Here is a 13008-nt window from a genome sequence, read left to right on the forward strand (position 1 = left end):
CGTCTCCACTACTCAAAAGCGAAACCAAGCTGATTAAACGCAGGAAGGGTTTGGTCCTTTGGCGACACCTGAGCCTGAGAGATTGTCACGGGCCACTTGATCGCTAGCGTCGGATCAGCCCAATAGACGCCGCCGTCGTGGCTCGGGGCGTAGACCTGGTCGACCTTGTACAAGACGACGGTCTTGGGTTGCAGCGTACAGAAGCCATGCGCGAACCCCTTCGGAATGAACACCTGCTCACCGCTTTCACTATCCAACTGGATGGCGATATGCTTGCCGAAGTTGGGCGATGACCGCCGGAGATCGACGGCAATATCGAGAATGGCCCCGTTCAACACCCGTATGAGTTTCGCCTGGGCGAAGGGCGGTCGCTGGAAGTGCAGGCCACGCACCGTGCCGATCCGGTCTGAGCTGGACTGATTGTCCTGCAGGAAGTCGTGCAGGATACCCTTTTCGGCAAAAGCTGATCGCTGGAAGGTCTCACAGAAGTAGCCGCGGCCGTCGGCAAACCGATCTGTTCGAACTACTTTGACATCAGGGATCGCCAAGGATCGCAGTTCCAGCATTAGGTACTCCTGCCGGCCCTCACTTCAGAATCGGATTTTCCATGCGGGGCGCATAATCCCCGATGGAATTAATTCTTTGCCAGGCCAGCCCGCCTCTAACCATCGCATTATTTTTGATAAAACACTGGATAGACCGCAAGCAATTGAAATACCGCACTGTTTTCCCGCATTCGATCAAAACTGACGCGCTACTTTATTTTCACTCTCGTTTCAATTAATATATGATTCATTTAATTTGGCAAGAAGATTTTTATAAGGTATATAATCCCTCGCCGCCCGTACGTCCTTTAAACGCTGGTCTGCGGGCGGGCGGCCTCAACGTGGCTCAGTCGGATAGGTACGTGATGCTCCAGAACAATCTTCAACACACGGATAAACTGCGGCTGGCGGTGAACGGGCTTGCTCAACCCGTCCAGGCAGACAGCGGAGGGATCAACGACGTCATCAATTTCGCTATCGGGCTTCTGCGACGCCAATATCTCGTGATCCTTGTCACTGCTGGGCTCATCACTGCGGCCAGCGTGCTCTATCTCCGGCTGGTATCTCCAACCTATACGGCGCAGGTTCAGATCCTGTTAGCCAATCCAAAGCCCCAGTTTGTCCAGCAGCAATCGCTCGTCGCCGAGCCGGCATTCGATCTCAGTCAGATCGAGACCCAGCTTCAGCTCCTGAGATCAAGGGCAATTGCGGTTGCGGTAATCGACCAGTTGAAACTGACGGACGATCCGGACTTTAAGGCGTCGGGGCCATCTCTACAGTCGCTCTGGCAGCGAATCCGATCATTCGCCTCGAATGGACCGAAGAAGGAAGGGCCGTCGGATACGCAGGGCGAACCATCGGACTCTATAGTAGACGCATTTCTCAGCCGGCTTTCAGCGGGACGTATCGGGTACAGCAACATAATTGAGATCAGTTTCAATTCGAGCAACGCGGTTCGGGCCGCGGAGATCGTCAACGCCGTAGCCAAGGCCTATGTTGCGGACCAGCTCAACGCAAAGTTCGACGCAAATCGCAGGGCAACAAGCTGGCTGCAGGAGAGGCTGCGCGACCTTGGTGACCAGGCCCTCACTGCACAACGGGCCGTCGACGTCTACAAGGCCCAGAACAATATTGTTTCTCTGGATGGAAAGCCCATCGACGAGCAGCAGATCACGGAGATCAACAATCGATTGGCTGCCGCACGCGCCCAGACCTCTGAGGCCACGGCCAAATTGGCTCGCTATCAAACTCTCCTTACCTCGTCCGATCCGAAAAATCCGGCCTCGATGGCCAATCTGGATGCCGTCGGGGCCGATGCGCTGAACAGTCAGATCATCACGGGGCTGCGCCAGCAGTATCTAGAACTCATGAGACGCGAGGCCGAGTTGTCCGCCAGGGTCGGTCGCGACCACCTAGCAGTCGTCAATGTCCGGAACCGCGCGCGAGAATTTCGTGTCTCCATTTTCGACGAAGTCAGGAGACTTGCCGAAGTCAGCCGAAGCGAGTTCGAACTTGCCAAACAGCGCCAGGAAGAAGTCGAAAAGCAGCTGTCCAAGGCCGTTTCGCAGTCTCGTTCAGTCAATTCTGCCGAGTTGACTATCAAGGATCTAGATAGCCGGGCGAAGGGCTTGCGTAGCCTGTACGAGACCTTCTTGCAGCGTTACATGGGCTCCGCACAGCAGGAGACATTTCCTGTCTCAGAAACGCGGGTCCTTTTTCCCGCTTCGCCGCCGCCAAGCAAAAGCAAGCCAAAGACAAGGCTGGTACTGGCGCTGGGCATCCTTGGCGGTCTTGGAGTGGGCATCGGCTTGGCGCTCCTCAGAGACCTCATGGACCGCGTCTTTCGTACCTCCTCCCAGCTGGAAACTGTGTTGGAATTGCCTTGCCTATCTTTGGTCCCGTTGTTACCGGCCCGCAAGTCTCCGAAGCCGTCAGTTCGACTCCTGAAAACCGATGATGATAACCAGCAGCGGATAGTTTCGTCTCCAACCGCAATTCACCGGACCGTAGTCGGGATGCCGCTATCTCGATATACCGAGGCAATTCGTTCTATCAAGCTGGCCATCGACCACAATCCAGCGAAAATCTGCTCCCAGGTCATCGGCATTACCTCGGCCCTCCCGAATGAGGGGAAGACTACGATTGCGGCCTCGCTCGCGCAATTGATCGGGCACACCGGCAAGAGAGCCATCATCGTCGACTGTGACCTTAGGAATCCTTCACTAACAGCTATCTTTGCGCCCAAGGCTGTCAGCGGAATCATCGAAGTTGCAAACGGAACCCGGTCCCTCGCGGACGCCATTTGGCGGGATCCGACAACCAACCTTGCATTCCTGCCCGCTGTGCGGCGGGGACCCCTGCTTCACACCAGCGAAATTCTCTGCGCGGACGCGATAAGCAAGCTGTTCGACCGTTTGCGAGCTGACTATGACTACGTCATCGTCGACCTTCCTCCCCTGACCCCGTTGGTTGATGTCCGAGCCACTTCATCTCTCATTGACTGCTACATTCTGGTTGTTGAATGGGGCCGTACCAAAATAGATGTCGTGCAGCACGCACTGCACACAGCACCCAACATTCACGAGTCGCTGATTGGGGCAGTACTCAGCAAAACCGATACCAAGGCAATGGCTCGATATGACGGTCATCGGAGCTACTATTATCATGACAGCCACTACATCCGTTATGGACTTTCCGGCTCTTGAAGGCGTCTCGTAGCGGCCTCCGCGTTCTCCGGCCAGTGGATCGGCGGAGTGGCCGCACTACACGATGAGGTTCACATGATTATCCGCCTTGTCATGTTGGCCGAGTTAGTGGCGATTACCGCGGCGCTCGCGATGCCGGAAAGCCTGCAAAGCTGGGTGTTGGCATCCTTCGTACTTGCAACGGCCGCACTAGTTGTAGCGATCTTTCCATCGTCCACCTCCCTCGGGCTCTCCAAGCTGCTCCGGCCCGGTCTCGTCGTTGTACTCGTGGCTCCGGTGCTCTGGATGGCATTACAGGCAGTGCCGATGCCCATGGGCACATTCGGCAATCCCATTTGGGCCACTGCATCGGCCGCCCTGAACGAGTCGCTCGCCGAAATAGTCACAGTCGATACCAGGGCTACTATGGTCTCGCTCTCGCAGTATTGTGCAGTGCTCGCCGCGGCCCTCCTCACCGCGGTCATCGCGCTTGATCGATACCGCGCGGCGCAAGTCCTTCATATTCTCCTGTCGATAGCCACGATAGCCACTGCTATGTGGTTCGGTAAGGAAACAACTGGTATCGCCGGGCCCGATGGCTCAACCGTCGCTGTGCTCGGCGTTTTGCTCTCCTGGGCGACGGCAATACGAGCGGTCGATCAGCTACGACGGCACAGTCGGCCCGGAACAATCGCGCCAGCCCCGCTCCCTGCTCTGTTCGCGGCGATCATCGCAATCATCGTCTGCCTGGCCGCGCTGCTCAGCCGGGCCAACTCTACCGCCGTCGTTTCTGCCCTCCTCGGATCAGGAATCTTGCTATCGGTATTCGCTATTCGCAGGTGGTTCTTGGGCTTGTGGGGTACCGCCGGCATTTTCGCAACAGCCGCAATATTCTCTATTGCCAGCGTCACGGTCATTCCGTTCAGAACGAACACCGATCTGACAATCGCCTTGTCAACGAGCAGCCAGATCGCGACAGAACGGATGCTGCAGGACGTCGCGCCGGCAGGATCCGGTGCGGGCGCTTCGGCGGTCCTCTTGCCGATTTATCGCGACGTTGGAACCGGCGCCACGCGAGAAAGGCCAACCGCCGCCGCAGCCATCGTTATAGATATGGGCTGGGCCTTCCTTTGCGGTCTCGTAATTATAGCAATGCTCGGCGCCTGCATTCTGGTCAGGCGTTCCCTTTCTCGAGCTTACGATTACGTGTACCCGGCCCTGGGCGCCGGCGCTTCGATGGCGCTGACGATGCTAGCGTTTGCCGACCACGGAATTCTGGGTTTGGGCGCGTCGCTTTTGGTCGCTGCGATTTTTGGACTGGCGTTCGCTCAAAGCCTCCCCGGCGCGGGCCGAGACGCCATGTCCGCGGAATGGAAGGCGTCTTCGGAGCGGATGGCAGGTCCGGCTCCGGCGTCGCCTCCAAAGTTCGCGTCATCATTAACCGCCATTTGGCCCCGTGCTGCCCTGATGCTGCTTGGAATCGCGCTGATCATGCAGGCAGTATGGATGGTCCCTCCCGAGTGGTATCTCGGTGGTCAATCGTCTTTGTCGACAGCCCTATCGACAATAGCACCACGGCCGTATGGGATCTCGAAACAGGTTTCAGTTGCGGCAGCACGTGAAGATTTATCTCCCCGGGGAGAAGCGAGATCCAGCTTGGATTCGGCACCAGCTGCGGACGAGCAAAAGACGGATTCTCCAGCGGCTTCAAAAGTGTTTGCTCGTGCATTGCGCTCTTCGCCGCTCCGCGGCGACATTTGGCTCTTGCTCGCAGCCGCATCGAAGCACAATTTGGCTCAGTCTAGCACGGCAGCGATGCTCAAGATGTCGTGGTACACCGCGCCCAATGAGTTGGATCTGCTTCCGTTGAGGCTGTCCGTCGCGCTTGCTACAGATGCAGTGCTACGGGACTTCGAGTTCCGTGACTTGATCAAACGAGACGTCAGCCTCGTCGTTACGCATCAGCCTATCGTGAGCCCAGTGCTTGCGGCCGCATACCGGTCGGCTTCGGCCGACGGGAAGGTCTATCTCGAGAGCCTGATTTCAGAGCTGGGTCCGTCGTACCTCGACAAGATACACGCGCGGAACTCCCGACAGGGATCTCGGTAAATTCCTCTGAGCGTCACGGAACGTTAGATAGCCAAGGCCGGGATTTTTTTCTTGATAAATTCAGTTAATTAATAATATATTAAATATTAACTCACTGGTGTCCGAGAATGAACTTCGTGAACCGACATTTTCCCGATCGGGAGGTTACGGATCGGGTCAGTCCGGGGCCGGCAGTGTCCCGCCATCAGAAATGGCCTCTCCGTTATGACTCGGTTGAATACGTGGCGCTCTGCGCGGATATTGCGACCATTTTGTTTGCGAGCGTCGCTTCTACATTGCTGCATCAGGCTAAAAATGGACAAGCCGCAGGCGACTTGAGCGCTGCAACTGGCTTGGCGCTGGTCAGCGCGGCTTATCTCGTTTGCGTGCTGAAGGCCCAGGGCCTTTATCAGCCAGTTGAGCTCCTCGCCCTCCGAAACCAAATACGCGCCGTCTGTATGGCTTGGACGTCGTTGTTGCTCTTCATTTGGGCCGTGTCCGGCTTTGCGGTTCGCCCGGAGTCTTCTCAGCAAGCAGCCCCGCTTTTCGCCGTCTTGGGCCTCGGCTTGCTTATGGCCGAGCGGTGGGGAGTCAAGGCGCTTCTCGGAAGGGGACTCAGCGGCAGAAAGTTCGCCGAGACAAATATTGTTCTGATCAGCGATCAACCACTATCGAAGAACGCGGGGTTATCTGAAGCGCTCGCCATGCACGGTTATTGCGTCAAGGGACGGTTCAGCTTGCCTCCAATGGGCTTTGGTCCTGTCTGTCGAAGGCGGCTCACCGCCCGCGTGATCGATCACATTCGCAGTTGCCAGCTTGAGCAGGTGGTGGTGGAAGCTAAGCCGGAACGATGGCACGAACTTCGGGCCCTCATTGCCGATTTACGGGTATTGCCGTTCCCGATCATGTTTGTGCCGGTCGGCACACCATCCGAATTGCTTCGACATCATACGCGAAGTCTTGGAAGCGCCGTTTGTGTAGAACTTCAGCCCGGCCCCCTCACACGGCTGGAATGCGCGACGAAGCGGATGATTGATATTATTGGCGCGGGACTCGGGTTGGCGATACTTGCGCCGCTGCTTGCGTTGGCCGCGGTCGCGATCAAACTGGATTCTCCAGGCCCCATATTCTTTCGGCAGAAACGCTGTGGCTTCAACGGCCGGACCTTCTTGATCCGCAAGTTCCGGACCATGCATGTGCTCGAGGACGGGCCCGTGATCCTTCAGGCTCACCACGCCGATCGACGTGTCACCCGCGTCGGCAAATGGTTGCGGCGGTCAAGCTTCGATGAACTGCCACAGTTGCTAAATGTTCTTGACGGCAGCATGTCGCTTGTGGGTCCGCGTCCCCATGCCTTGGCCCACGACGGGGAATTTGACAAGCTCGTGCGAAACTACGCGTTTCGCCGCAGGGTCAGGCCAGGACTGACCGGATGGGCCCAGATCCACGGCTGCCGCGGTGCAACACCCACAGCGTCCATGATCGAAGCACGTGTACAATACGATCTCTGGTACATCGACAATTGGAGTCTTCGGCTGGATCTCGCAATCGTGTTGCAGACTCCGATGGAGGTCTTGCGGGGCCGCAACGCCTACTAGGCGCGATCCCCGCTCAAAGCGCCAACGTGCGCCAGCCCGCTGGCGCAGCGACGCTTCACGCCCGCTGCCGAAGCTTCGGAGCCGCTGCCCCTATGCGAAACTCCTCGATCCGTCGGCCGGATTTCATGGCAGCAACCAACCACCGCGGCCGCTTGCCACGTCCTGACCAGGTTTCAGAAGTCTGGGGGTTGCGATATTTAGGCAGCACGCGCGGATATTTGCGCCTCTGCTTGCCGGTCGGGGAGACGGCCGGCCCGCCTGTTTCGAACACGGCCATTCCCCCTCCGAGAACCGCCAGGCGCTTCTCCAGTTCCTGCTTTTCTGCCTTGATCCGATCCGACAAAATGCCGCTAATTTCCTCATGAAGCGACCATAGATCGTCCAGAGACATCGCTTCTAGTTCGAGCTTCTTGGTCGACATGCTAGCATCCTGTAGTTGCGCCCATTTAATATTGTCCCGGTCGGCTAATCAAGAACCAAGTGGTCAGCTTAAACAAAAATATTTGGAACCGAACGGCAAGTTCGTGCTCCACATAACTGCGCCGCTGGTTCTAATCAAGACAAAAAAATGAACTTATCCGCTCAATTTAATAGTGGCCAAAGTAACATTACGCGCCTTACGTGCACCGATGCCCCGACTCAAGTGAAGAACGACACGTTAAGCCGGGCCTGGGATCAATCTGCCACGCCGCACTTTCGACAAATATGCTCGGCATCCGAGGCCGCGTTGCATCGTTCTTACCCTCGGCAACAGGGAGCGTACGACTCAGTTACCCTCAGCGCGAGCCATCGCAGCTGGATTTGTGGCTTCAGGCCTGGATATCAATCAATCTAGCCGCGGCAGCGATGAACCGGCCGATCGCTTCCTGAAGGGCGCCCCAGAGGGCAATCGTAACATCCAATGTTTCTCGTCTGGCTCGCATTAAAAACTGATGAAAATAATCCTCGCAATTAATAATTAAATAATATATTATTATTTATTGTCACGCCAATTTGAAAGACCAGCCTTGGACCTATCCGTATTTTGCGCTCGAAAACGATACTCGGCGTGGAGATGACAAGGTAGTCGGGAGCGTGAGTTGAACGGTGACGAGAATGCTATGCGCAGGCAAGATCTCGAAGCCATGGATTTTGAAGAACTATGGCTCCTCCACGAGGAGCTAACAAAGATTCTTGCTGAAAAGATCACGGCCGAAAAGCGGGAACTGGAGAAGCGCCTGGCGCAACTCAATCAACCGGAACAGGTCGGTGGGCCCGAAAGCGGGGCGGCAGAGATGGGCCTAGGCCAGCCTCCCCGCCGCAAATACCCAAAGGTCGTACCGAAATACTTCAACCCTCTCAAACCGACAGAAACTTGGTCCGGGCGTGGCAAACAGCCGCGCTGGCTGGTCGCCGCACTACAATCCGGGCACACATTGGAGGAGTTCAGGATTCACGAGAACGGTGAAGCCTCCAACCAGAATGCTGGTGGTCAGGGGCACTGATTGCCCTACCACTGCAAATCCCCGCATGCGCAAAGTCGTTGGATCCAGGGAAGCTGGCGCCCGGTCGGAACGCGGCCAATTGAGGTCGTTCGCTTCGGAGCTGCCGCCCTAACGGAGCGGCTTGTGATTTTAGGCCTTCCCTGCGCGCACCGCGACGGCCGCCTTCAACAGAAACTGCAGGGTTCCCATCCTCGGCAAGGACCACAATCCACGCCGGCGCGCCGTGGGTTGGATGGTGTCATTCGCCACCTTCCGGTAGTTTCCGAGATCCAGCATCATCATTGCGAGGAAGGGCACGCGCGTGGCTGGAAATCGTGCTTGCATCAACTGTCGCATGAACTGCAGACGGGGAATCAGCCGAGAGCGCAACTCTTGCGGAATCTCGACGCCAAGTAACTCAGCAAGAGCAAACAGCTGGGTTTCAACCGCGTTCTTCATCAATTCGCCCGAGACAAGAGAGGCAAGCTCTTTCCAATCCAGGCCCTCGGCGGAATTGCTCATATCGCGCAATTCAACTAGGTGCCGCAGGTCGAGGTCGCCCAGCCAATAACCGTAGTCTTGAAATTGATCATGGATGATCAACATGAGCGCGCGGTAGGTAGGCGCGGGGATATACACGCGTCCGCGCCCCAGCGGCGCGGGCACACAATGGTTCAGCGGGTGCCCGAAGCTCCGGTAGAGGTACGCGGGACCTGGAGCTGCCCGCTGCAGGTCGATGGTCCCGACATCCTGCGAGCGATTCAGCTCGACATGCCATCTGTGGCTTTCGGGAGGGGTCTCATAGTCAACATCGTAGCCAATTGCGCATAGAGCGGAGACTGCCATTCTGGCTTCGTCCGGCATAACCATAATATCCAGGTCGGACATTAGCCGAACGCCTCGTCGCTCTTCAGGCGCGGTCACCAGCGTCGATGCCCCCTTGAGCATGATTGGCGTAATTCCCAGGTCGTTCATCGCAACGACGGCTTCTTCGAGTTGAGCGACGAGCCGATTGTTCCGCAGCACGTTTCGGCCGTGGATCTGGCGAATATATCCGCAGACGTCCTCCGACAGGACCGGTGCAAATTTGTCGACAAAATCGATGAGCGCCGGTGTCGTCAGAGTCTGATTTGCGAGCCCGATTACGGACGTCCATTCGACATCGACGGGTGGCATGCCTTGCAGGCAATTGCAGAGGCTCGTGAGCGCCGCGCTATGCCTTGCCATTGCATAGATCCATAAGCACGCGGCGAGCCTCCACGGCCTCGCAATAGGTGAGTTGAAGCGATGGCGCGCCCGCGACGATCCGCTTCAAAGCGAAAAAGCCAGCCTGCGAAAGTCTTCCGTCAGCAGCAAATCCGTTGTCGATGAGCCGCTTCATCGAATCCAGTTGATCTATCGCGGTTAGTTCGGCCGGACCGCTCGCGACACGGTTCAAGAAGATGATCCAGCCTGCGGAAAAGCTTTGGTGGTACGCATCCGCAATGGGTACGTATCGCACCAGAACGCCGTCGGAGCGGCGATGCGTCGCGTCGTACCGGCCGCCATGTAGTCGCGAGAGCAAGTCCCACGATCCCTCCTTGAGAGTGAGAGCAAACGGGATGCCGCAGATCGCTCCGTCAGCGCCAACCAGCGCAACGTCATCGCCGGCGTACCGAAGTCCGGCATCCACCAGCTGCAATGTGAGGGTAGACTTTCCAGCTCCCGGCTGGCCGCACAACAATAGGCCCATACCGTCCTTCACAAGAGAAGCGGCATGAAGGGAGAAGGTCCAGCGATCGCTTCGAATAAGCCGCTCGGTGATGTGAGCTTTGATCGTTGGGGCAAGTGCTTCGACTTGACATCTGGAGATGCTGGAATCCTCTCCGCGCAAGAGCACTTGCTCGTCCAGCATCATTGCCTCGATCGCAATGTCGTCGTCGCCGCCGGCGCTCTGGTCCGAAACACAAAACAGCGAACACAGCCGCCTCAAGAGGTCCCGATTTGCAGCCCGGACCCCTATTCGGTGCCGGCCTAGTACCGCCGAGAAGGCAAAATCGGTCGGCATTCGCCAGTCGACCTCGAGCAACGCTCGATCGATCCAGACATCTACGACCTGTCGGGTGAACTGGCGCGCGGTCTGCTCGTCGATGCCTAGGGTCCCAAGCCCCTTACAGGTGTCTTCCAGAGAGGCGCCTTGCGCCAGCTTACACCAGATGAATGCCCCTACTCGGTCCAGTTCAAAGATCTTCTGCCCTGCTTCGCTGAAGAGCATTGATCGACCGTCCAGCAGCGCGAACACTGCATCCGAAGCCGGTCTCAATACCATCTCTGCCGACGATCTTTCCAGCACGGTTCCAACCAATGTGAAGACATCTGCCTCGTCCTGTGCCGACGAAGCGACGACAGCGCCCGGGATGCTAGCGTCGCGGCCCTCGGCAGCCACGAAGTTCAATCTGAACCGTCCGCGGCGCGGCAATTCCCGTCTGCCGGGCACAAGTGACCCAATCGGTCTCGTTTCGAAACGACAATCACGTCCGGCACGCCACAGCTGACCGCCCCTACCCCCTCCCTCCGGAGAAATGTTCAACACCTGCTCTCAAAGAAAGCGCGCTCGCACTCAACCGATGAGCATCCAGGAGGTACCGATAGGCTTCGCGATCGGCACTGCGTTCCCGCAGAATGCGCTCCTTCTCGCCAATACCTACCAATTCGGCACGCATCTGGGCCAACTGCGGCGCATCGGGGGCGAAATCGTACTCGCTAAGAGTTAAATCCCACATTGTCTCCTCCAGCCGAACAAAACCTGGACGAGCTTAGCTTACGTGATCGGCAGCAATTAACAACGATATTTACATCAGTGCCATATAATCAAAATTTATTTCATATTTGAACCGAACCTAACCACCCGTTTACCAAAGCCAAATCGCGGCGCGCCGAACTGATGGCAGGTGGCGAGGGATAGGCTGAGCGTACGAAAGGGCCCGTCGCGACAGCCCGCAAAATAAATCGGTCGAGAGTCGCAAACCGGACCGACAACGCGCATTTAATTGCGCATTAAATAAAAAAACGATAATGTTGACGAATTGCGTGAGGGGGAGTGAGACCAGTGATCCGGTTGGCTGATCTGTCCGTCAAAGGGAAGATATTGGCTTCGTTGCGAGCGGAATATTCGGCACGAAGCCGCAGGGATTTGAACATGCTAATTGTGAGGGGCCTCCCAGAAGCCTTCGGTTGAAGCCGAAGCCTCATTTCATAGGCCTGCCGGCCCAAGCCGGCGGTATCCCCGAGAATTCGCCAAGCAGGAATCCGGTCGGTTGGAGAAGCGTCGTCACGAGCAAGCTGCCCTTTGCTCGACAACGACCCCAGGTGCGATGCCCCCCCAAGTAACCCGCACCGACGAGAGCGCACTCCAGCCGACCGGCCCCTTTTTCAGCAGTATGTTTCTGGGAGGCTCACATGGGTATGGTCATGGTCGAGTGTCCGCAAACGGGTCGCGCGATTCCTACCGGCATCAAATCCGATCGCGAGACTTTCCTGCGGAGCATCGTGTTTTTCGGCAATACTCGTTGCCCAATCTGTGAGGCCAATCATAACTGGTTCGCCCGCGAGGCCTGGGTCGAAGAGTCAATCATCCGGACGGTGGATATCCTTCGTGCGGCTCCTTCGCGCTGACATAAATGCCAAGGCCGTTTGAAAGAGCGCGTCCAAATTCCCTTTTCCGATGCGAGCATTTTGGTGCAATGCACTAGAGTGCTCGAAAATATTTCTGCGTATCGTCGTAAAGCGAACGGACGGCTCCGGGATCCATTGCTTACAAATTATTGGCACGTCGTCACAAATTCGATCTTTCCGTCACGGCTTCGGCAAGGCCTGTTGGGGTATTATAGTGAGTAGTGGGTTTTGCAGCCTGGCTGTTCTGCATCATACAGCGATCGAGCTCGTTAGCCTGCTCGCTCAATTGAAGCGGCTCCGGGAGAGAGTACGAAGGGCGGAAGCACGGCGCTCGGGAGAAAGACGGCAATCGGCGTCGCGTGCGCGAAGGCCCCGAGCAACGAGATATCGCACGCGAACGATTCCCAAGTCAGTGCAATTCTGATCATCATGCTGGCTGAATCAAGGACCAGCATGGATGCGCAAGGCCTATTCACCGCAAGCGTGCCGTGTTCTCTCTAGCCCGCTTTCGACAGGCGCTGGCCGGCATACATCGCAGGCTTGAACCCTGATTCCGGCTTTCATCACGACAAAGCCGCATCACAACAGACGGCGCAGAGCGTGTTGGCGCGAGTCCGATCGAGCTCTTCCAGTTTCCTCGCTTCATACTTCCGGCTTCGTTGGACGGAACGCATCGACGACTTTGGAACCGCTGGCTGTGAAGTGGCTCACATTGCGCAAGACAATATACGTGTATCCGTCGTGCTGGGTGGACATGGCAGACGGAGATGCGCATGAAACGCCTCATGCTCTCGCTCATTGCAGCCTTGCTTCTCGCCGGAGCGGCCAACAGCATGCTCAGATCGCACGCACTGTTCGACCAGAGCGGCATGCCATCCATCCAGGAACTGCAGACAGGTCAGGCAAACAAGCTCCCTGAACAGGAGATGCAGGACCGTTCGATCTTGTTTGCGAAAGAACCGGCGCAATAGAGCGA

11 protein-coding genes are annotated in these 13008 nt (G+C 57.0%); 6 read left to right on the top strand and 5 right to left on the bottom strand.

What is annotated here, in order from left to right; genetic code table 11:
* Positions 1-8: 8 nt before the first annotated feature.
* The gene (rfbC, locus tag IC66_RS0121070; protein WP_038948921.1) at positions 9-566 is read right to left on the bottom strand and encodes a dTDP-4-dehydrorhamnose 3,5-epimerase; all 558 of its coding nucleotides are present in this window, start codon (positions 564-566) and stop codon (positions 9-11) included.
* A 344-nt stretch (positions 567-910) separates the two neighbouring features.
* On the opposite strand from rfbC, the gene IC66_RS0121075 reads away from it, so the two are divergent.
* From IC66_RS0121075 to IC66_RS0121085, 3 genes are all read left to right on the top strand, one after another.
* Positions 911-3250, top strand: a complete 2340-nt coding sequence (locus IC66_RS0121075) for an AAA family ATPase (RefSeq protein WP_038948922.1) — start codon at positions 911-913, stop codon at positions 3248-3250.
* 75 nt (positions 3251-3325) lie between these two features.
* Positions 3326-5338: a hypothetical protein gene (locus IC66_RS0121080; protein ID WP_038948923.1), complete on the top strand. Its 2013-nt coding sequence runs from the start codon at positions 3326-3328 to the stop codon at positions 5336-5338.
* A 107-nt stretch (positions 5339-5445) separates the two neighbouring features.
* Entirely contained in the window at positions 5446-6915 is a 1470-nt protein-coding gene (locus tag IC66_RS0121085; protein ID WP_038948924.1) for an exopolysaccharide biosynthesis polyprenyl glycosylphosphotransferase, read from the top strand.
* A gap of 55 nt (positions 6916-6970) precedes the next feature.
* Here IC66_RS0121085 and IC66_RS0121090 read toward each other — a convergent pair whose 3' ends face one another.
* The gene (locus IC66_RS0121090) at positions 6971-7336 is read right to left on the bottom strand and encodes an H-NS histone family protein (RefSeq protein ID WP_038948925.1); all 366 of its coding nucleotides are present in this window, start codon (positions 7334-7336) and stop codon (positions 6971-6973) included.
* A gap of 679 nt (positions 7337-8015) precedes the next feature.
* Between IC66_RS0121090 and IC66_RS0121100 the strand changes: the two genes are divergently transcribed.
* Positions 8016-8399: an H-NS histone family protein gene (locus tag IC66_RS0121100; protein ID WP_028143632.1), complete on the top strand. Its 384-nt coding sequence runs from the start codon at positions 8016-8018 to the stop codon at positions 8397-8399.
* Between the two features lie 129 nt (positions 8400-8528).
* Here the strand turns inward: IC66_RS0121100 and IC66_RS0121105 are convergent, their stop codons facing one another.
* The 3 genes from IC66_RS0121105 to IC66_RS43545 form a co-directional block, all read right to left on the bottom strand.
* The gene (locus tag IC66_RS0121105; RefSeq protein ID WP_240536270.1) at positions 8529-9605 is read right to left on the bottom strand and encodes a nucleotidyltransferase family protein; all 1077 of its coding nucleotides are present in this window, start codon (positions 9603-9605) and stop codon (positions 8529-8531) included.
* The gene (locus tag IC66_RS0121110; protein ID WP_244429138.1) at positions 9592-10803 is read right to left on the bottom strand and encodes a serine/threonine protein kinase; all 1212 of its coding nucleotides are present in this window, start codon (positions 10801-10803) and stop codon (positions 9592-9594) included. The genes IC66_RS0121105 and IC66_RS0121110 overlap by 14 nt, the downstream gene beginning before the upstream one ends.
* Positions 10804-10918: 115 nt before the next feature.
* On the bottom strand, positions 10919-11140 hold the full coding sequence (locus IC66_RS43545; protein ID WP_240536271.1) for a hypothetical protein: 222 nt from the start codon (positions 11138-11140) through the stop codon (positions 10919-10921).
* Positions 11141-11816: 676 nt separating this feature from the next.
* On the opposite strand from IC66_RS43545, the gene IC66_RS0121120 reads away from it, so the two are divergent.
* A complete protein-coding gene (locus IC66_RS0121120; protein WP_038948928.1) occupies positions 11817-12032 on the top strand; it encodes a hypothetical protein in 216 nt (71 codons plus the stop codon).
* A gap of 773 nt (positions 12033-12805) precedes the next feature.
* Positions 12806-13003, top strand: coding sequence for a hypothetical protein (locus tag IC66_RS0121130; RefSeq protein WP_240536272.1), 198 nt, complete (start codon positions 12806-12808; stop codon positions 13001-13003).
* Positions 13004-13008: the final 5 nt, after the last annotated feature.

The organism is Bradyrhizobium genomosp. III, from assembly GCF_000261705.1.
GTDB lineage: Bacteria > Pseudomonadota > Alphaproteobacteria > Rhizobiales > Xanthobacteraceae > Bradyrhizobium > Bradyrhizobium ottawaense.

Excerpts from the sequence above, each read along its gene's own strand:
- rfbC (WP_038948921.1), bottom strand. The coding sequence starts at position 566 with ATGCTGGAACTGCGATCCTTGGCGATCCCTGATGTCAAAGTAGTTCGA.
- IC66_RS0121075 (WP_038948922.1), top strand. The coding sequence starts at position 911 with ATGCTCCAGAACAATCTTCAACACACGGATAAACTGCGGCTGGCGGTG.
- IC66_RS0121080 (WP_038948923.1), top strand. The coding sequence starts at position 3,326 with ATGATTATCCGCCTTGTCATGTTGGCCGAGTTAGTGGCGATTACCGCG.
- IC66_RS0121085 (WP_038948924.1), top strand. The coding sequence starts at position 5,446 with ATGAACTTCGTGAACCGACATTTTCCCGATCGGGAGGTTACGGATCGG.
- IC66_RS0121090 (WP_038948925.1), bottom strand. The coding sequence starts at position 7,336 with ATGTCGACCAAGAAGCTCGAACTAGAAGCGATGTCTCTGGACGATCTA.
- IC66_RS0121100 (WP_028143632.1), top strand. The coding sequence starts at position 8,016 with ATGCGCAGGCAAGATCTCGAAGCCATGGATTTTGAAGAACTATGGCTC.
- IC66_RS0121105 (WP_240536270.1), bottom strand. The coding sequence starts at position 9,605 with ATGGCAAGGCATAGCGCGGCGCTCACGAGCCTCTGCAATTGCCTGCAA.
- IC66_RS43545 (WP_240536271.1), bottom strand. The coding sequence starts at position 11,140 with ATGTGGGATTTAACTCTTAGCGAGTACGATTTCGCCCCCGATGCGCCG.
- IC66_RS0121120 (WP_038948928.1), top strand. The coding sequence starts at position 11,817 with ATGGGTATGGTCATGGTCGAGTGTCCGCAAACGGGTCGCGCGATTCCT.
- IC66_RS0121130 (WP_240536272.1), top strand. The coding sequence starts at position 12,806 with ATGAAACGCCTCATGCTCTCGCTCATTGCAGCCTTGCTTCTCGCCGGA.